The organism is Acidisphaera rubrifaciens HS-AP3, from assembly GCF_000964365.1.
Taxonomy (GTDB): domain Bacteria; phylum Pseudomonadota; class Alphaproteobacteria; order Acetobacterales; family Acetobacteraceae; genus Acidisphaera; species Acidisphaera rubrifaciens.
Map to the genome: position 1 here is coordinate 1 of NZ_BANB01000494.1, position 5,170 is coordinate 5,170.

4 protein-coding genes and 1 pseudogene are annotated in these 5,170 nt (G+C 71.8%); 4 read left to right on the plus strand and 1 reads right to left on the minus strand.

Annotated features, from left to right (window positions below):
• Positions 1-273: pseudogene (locus B8460_RS13640) on the minus strand (glycosyltransferase); the annotation flags it as partial.
• Positions 274-360: 87 nt separating this feature from the next.
• Here B8460_RS13640 and B8460_RS13645 point away from each other — a divergent pair.
• The 4 genes from B8460_RS13645 to B8460_RS13660 all read left to right on the plus strand — a co-directional run.
• Positions 361-1,293: a bifunctional riboflavin kinase/FAD synthetase gene (locus B8460_RS13645; protein WP_048862158.1), complete on the plus strand. Its 933-nt coding sequence runs from the start codon at positions 361-363 to the stop codon at positions 1,291-1,293.
• 27 nt (positions 1,294-1,320) lie between these two features.
• Positions 1,321-4,131: an isoleucine--tRNA ligase gene (gene ileS / locus B8460_RS13650; RefSeq protein WP_048862159.1), complete on the plus strand. Its 2,811-nt coding sequence runs from the start codon at positions 1,321-1,323 to the stop codon at positions 4,129-4,131.
• A gap of 7 nt (positions 4,132-4,138) precedes the next feature.
• Positions 4,139-4,702 carry a signal peptidase II gene (gene lspA, locus B8460_RS13655; RefSeq protein WP_048862161.1) on the plus strand — a complete coding sequence of 188 codons (564 nt, stop codon included), beginning with the start codon at positions 4,139-4,141 and terminating at the stop codon, positions 4,700-4,702.
• Positions 4,699-5,170, plus strand: a 472-nt coding sequence (locus tag B8460_RS13660; RefSeq protein WP_048862160.1) for a DUF3035 domain-containing protein, incomplete at its 3' end; no start/stop codon positions are given. The genes lspA and B8460_RS13660, both read left to right, overlap by 4 nt.

Genomic DNA, 5,170 nt, shown 5'->3' on the forward strand with positions numbered 1-5,170 from the left:
GATGCCGCCGCTGGCCGCGAAGCCCGCGAGTTCGGCGAGGAAGGCGTCGATGCGCGCCGCCGCCGCCGCCTCGTCCGCCGCGCCGGCGTGCACGGCATCCTCCCAGTGCAGATGGAACACCACCGGGCCGTCGCCGGGCGCCTCCAGCGCATCGGTGATCGTGCCGGCCCGCGCCGCGACCCACCCGCCCGATACCTCCGCCAGGGCGCGTGCCAGCAGATCCTGATACGGCAGGCTGCCGCGATAGTCCGGGAAGAACAGCCACTGGGCCATGCCGGGCAGCCTGCGCCGGCGGTCTGAACGCATCATGAACGGCCATGCATATTTGCCCGCGCCCGCCGGCTCGGGCAGAACGCGGCGATGCGCATCCTGACCGACTGGCGCGCCCTGCCGGAGGCGGCGCGCGGCGCCACCGTGGCCCTGGGCAATTTCGACGGCGTGCATCGCGGCCACGCGGCGGTGCTGGCCGCCGCCCATGCCGGGCGTCCCGACCTGCCGCTCGCCGTGCTGACGTTCGAGCCGCACCCGCGCGAGCATTTCCGCCCCGACGATCCGCCGTTCCGGCTGACCCTGTCGGCGGAGCGGGCGGCGGCGCTGGCCGCGCACGGGGTGTCGATCATCTACGAGCTGCCCTTTGACGCGGCCTTCAGCGCGATGCCGGCCGAGGCGTTCATCGCCGAGGTTCTGGATGCCGGCCTCGGGGCACGCCATCTCGCCTGCGGGCCGGACTTCGCCTTCGGCCACCGGCGCGGCGGCGGCACCGCCCTGCTGGCGGCGCGGGCCGAGGCGCTGGGCATCGGGCTGACGCTGGTGCCCCCGCTGACCGACGCGCAGGGGCCGCTGTCGTCCTCGCGCATCCGCCGCGACCTGCAGGACGGGTATCCCGAACGCGCGACCGCCGCCCTCGGCCGCCCCTGGGCGATCCGCGGCACGGTCGCGCATGGCGACGCGCGGGGCCGCACCATCGGCTTTCCCACCGCCAACATCCCGCTGGGGCGGCATCTGGAGCCGGCGCGCGGCGTCTATGCCGTGACCGTCACCCTGCCCGACGGCACCACGCGGCGGGGCGTCGCGAATATCGGCCGCCGCCCGACCGTCAACGACGGGCTGGAAAGCCGGCTGGAGGTCAACCTGTTCGACTTCGCCGGTGATCTGTATGACCGGGAATTGTCGGTCGCCCTGCACCGCTTCCTGCGCGCCGAGCGCCGCTTCGCCGGTCTCGACGCGCTGCGCGCCGCCATCGCCGCCGACGCCGACGAGGCGCGGCGCGTGCTCGCCGACCTCAACGCCTAGCCGCAACACCTGGAACTGGCAGCCACGATGGCCGACGCCCCCGCCCCCGACTACCGCGACACGGTGTTCCTGCCGCGCACCGGATTTCCGATGCGCGGCGACCTGCCGAAGCGCGAGCCGCAGATGCTCGAACGCTGGCAGCGCATGGCGCTGTGGTCGAAGCTGCGCGCCGCGTCCGCCGGCCGGCCGAAGTTCATCCTGCATGACGGCCCGCCCTATGCGAACGGGCATCTGCATATCGGCACGGCGCTGAACAAGATCCTCAAGGACGTGGTCAACCGCGGCCGGCAGATGGCGGGCTACGACGCCGACTACATCCCCGGCTGGGACTGCCACGGCCTGCCGATCGAATGGCGGATCGAGGAGGAGTACCGCAAGTCTGGCCGCGACAAGGACGCGGTCCCGGTGCTCGATTTCCGCGCCGAGTGCCGCGCCTATGCCGCGCACTGGATGGGCGTGCAGGAGAGCGAGTTCCGCCGCCTCGGCGTCGAGGGCGACTGGGCGAACCGCTACGCCACGATGGATTTCGCGAGCGAGGCGAAGATCGCCGAGGAAATCGGCCGCTTCCTGCTCAACGGCGCGCTGTACCGCGGCCTGCGCCCGGTGATGTGGAGCCCGGTCGAGAAGACCGCGCTGGCCGAGGCGGAGATCGAGTATCACGACCACACCTCCACCACGATCTGGGTGCGCTTCCCGGTGGTCGCCTCGGCGGTCGAGGGGCTGGCCGGCGCGTCGGTGGTGATCTGGACCACCACGCCCTGGACGATGCCCGGCAACCGCGCCGTCGCGGCGGGCGAGGACATCGACTATGCGCTGGTGCATGTCGACACGGTCGCCGACGGCGCCCTCGCGCGTGCCGGCGAACGGGTGCTGATCGCGCTGCCGCTGCTGCCCGGCTTCGTGGAGACGGCGGGCATCGCGACGCACCACGTCGTGCACGTGTACAAGGGCGCGCAGCTGGCCGGTGCGATGCTCGCGCATCCGCTGCGCGGGCGCGGCTACGACTATGACGTGCCGCTGCTGCTGGGCGATTTCGTGACGACCGAGGCGGGCACCGGCTTCGTTCACGTGGCCCCCGGCCACGGCCCGGACGATTTCATCCTCGGCCGCGCGCACGGGCTGGAGGTGCCGGAGACGGTGGGCGACGACGGCACCTTCAACGCCTGGGTGCCGCTGTTCGCCGGGATGCATGTCTACAAGGCCGCCGACGCGGTGTGCGCCGCGCTGACCGACGCGGGCGCGCTCGTCGTGCGCGGCAAGCTGGTGCACAGCTACCCGCATTCCTGGCGGTCGAAGGCGCCGGTGATCTTCCGCGCGACGCCGCAATGGTTCATCCGCATGGACGGGCCGGAGGACATACGCGGCCGTGCCCTCGCCGCCATCGACGCGACGCAGTTCGTGCCCGATGCCGGGCGCAACCGCATCGGCAGCATGGTCGCCGCCCGCCCCGACTGGTGCATCTCGCGCCAGCGCGCCTGGGGCGTGCCGATCGCGATCTTCGTCGAAAAGCGCACCGGCGAGCCGCTGCGCGATCCGGCGGTGATGGCGCGCGTCGTGGACGCCTTCCGCACCGAGGGCGCGGATGCGTGGTATGCCTCGCCGCCCGAACGCTTCCTCGGCCCCGGCCGCGATCCGGCGGATTACGAACAGGTCCGCGACATCGTGGACGTGTGGTTCGAAAGCGGCTCCACCCACGCCTTCGTGCTGGAGGCGCGGGGCCTGCCGTGGCCGGCGGATCTGTATCTCGAAGGTTCCGACCAGCATCGCGGCTGGTTTCATTCGTCGCTGCTGGAAGCCGTCGGCACGCGCGGGCGCGCGCCGTTCAAGGCGGTCCTCACGCATGGCTTCGTGATGGACGAGCAGGGGCGCAAGATGTCGAAGTCGCTCGGCAACGTCACCGCGCCGCAGGAGGTCGCCGACAAGTATGGCGCCGACATCCTGCGCCTGTGGACGATGATGTCGGACACGACCGAGGATCTGCGCATCGGCGGCGAAATCCTCAAGCAGCAGGCGGAGCTGTACCGGCGGCTGCGCAACACGCTGCGCTGGCTGCTCGGCAGCCTCGACGGCTTCGACGAGAGCGAGCGGGTCGATCACGCGCAGATGCCGGAACTCGAACGCTGGGTGCTGCACCGTCTGACCGAGATCGACGCGCGGCTGCGCCGGGCGGCGGAGACGTATGACTGGACCGGGGCCTATCCCGACCTGCACGTCTTCTGCGCCGCCGACCTCTCGGCGTTCTACTTCGACATACGCAAGGACGCGCTGTACTGCGACCGGCCCGACAGCCTGCGCCGCCGCGCCTGCCGCACCGTGCTCGACATGCTGCACCGCTGCCTCGCGACCTGGCTCGCGCCGATGCTGTGCTTCACCGCCGAGGAGGCGTGGGTGGCGCGCTTCGGCGAGGACAGCAGCGTGCATCTGCAGACCTGGCCGGTTCTGCCGGCCGCCTGGTCCGATGCTGATCTCGCGGCTAAGTGGGCCGATATTCGCAAGCTGCGGGGTCGAGTGACGGCCGAACTAGAGCGCGCTAGAGCCGACAATTTTATCATCGGCTCTTCCTTGCAGGCTGAAGTTACGCTTTCGGCGGCGCCAGAAACGTCGCTGCTGAGCAAGGACCTCTGGGAGGAAATTGCAATCGTCTCGAAGGTAACGATAAATCCACAGAGTAGCGTCGGTAGCGAACCGATGGTAATCGTAGGGCGCGCGCCCGGCGAGAAATGCCTGCGCTGCTGGCGCGTCCTGGCGGAAGTGGGGACCGTCGCCGACGCGCCCGGCCTGTGCCTGCGCTGCGCCGACGCGGTGGCGCATGCGCCGGCGCGGCAGAGCGCGGCCTGAGACGGCGATGACCGCCCCCGCGCCCGGCCGGCCCGCCCGCAGCCACATGGCGCTCGGCCTCATCCTCGGCGCGGTGGTGCTGGCGGCGGATCAGGCGAGCAAGTTCTGGATCCTGAACGTGCTCGACCTGCGCGCGCTCGGCCGGGTCGACCTGATCCCGACGCTCAGCTTCACGATGGTGTGGAACCGCGGCGTCACCTTCGGGCTGCTGACCGGCAGCGGCGGGCTGAGCCGTTTCATCCTGGCCGGCATCGCGCTGCTGGTGGTCGGTGCCTTGTTCCTGTGGCTGCGCCGCGCGGAGTCCGCGCTGACGGCGGCGGCGATCGGGGCGATCGCGGGGGGCGCCATCGGCAACGTGATCGACCGGCTGCGCTTCGGCGCGGTGGTCGATTTCATCCACTTCCATGTCGGCACCTGGTCCTGGTACGTCTTCAACGTCGCCGATGCGGCGATCGTGTGCGGCGTGGCGGTGCTGGTCCTGGACGGCCTGCGGCCGCACCGCCGGACCACGACGGGGGAGCCACCGGACCGCTTGATGCGGCCCGGTTCCGGCGCTACGGAGGGACCATGAGCGTTCGGCATGCCGGCTTTGCTTCCTGCCTAGCGGCCCTCGCCCTGCCGGTTCTGCTCGCCGGCTGCGGCGGCGGTGACAGCATGGCCCGCAGCTTCGGCCTGGTGCGCGAGGGGCCGGACGAGTTCCGCGTGACGACCCGCGCGCCGCTGTCGATTCCGCCGGAGTTCAACCTGCCGCCGCCGCGCCCCGGCGCCCCGCGCCCGCAGGAGACCAGCACCACGCAACAGGCGGCCGCCGTGCTCGCGCCCGAAGCGACCTTGGACGGCGAGGCCCCCGCGCCCGCCGCCGGCACGCCCAGCACCGGGCAGTCGGCGCTGGTCTCCGCCGCCGGGCGTGGCGCCCCCGATCAATCCGGCATCGCCGCGCCGTCGCGCAGCCTGACGGACCGGCTGATGTTCTGGAATGGCGGCGCCCCGTCGAGCGACGCGGTCATAGACCCCGACCGCGAGGCGCAGCGCCTGCGCG

Excerpts from the sequence above, each read along its gene's own strand:
- lspA (WP_048862161.1), top strand. The coding sequence starts at position 4,139 with ATGACCGCCCCCGCGCCCGGCCGGCCCGCCCGCAGCCACATGGCGCTC.
- ileS (WP_048862159.1), top strand. The coding sequence starts at position 1,321 with ATGGCCGACGCCCCCGCCCCCGACTACCGCGACACGGTGTTCCTGCCG.
- B8460_RS13645 (WP_048862158.1), top strand. The coding sequence starts at position 361 with ATGCGCATCCTGACCGACTGGCGCGCCCTGCCGGAGGCGGCGCGCGGC.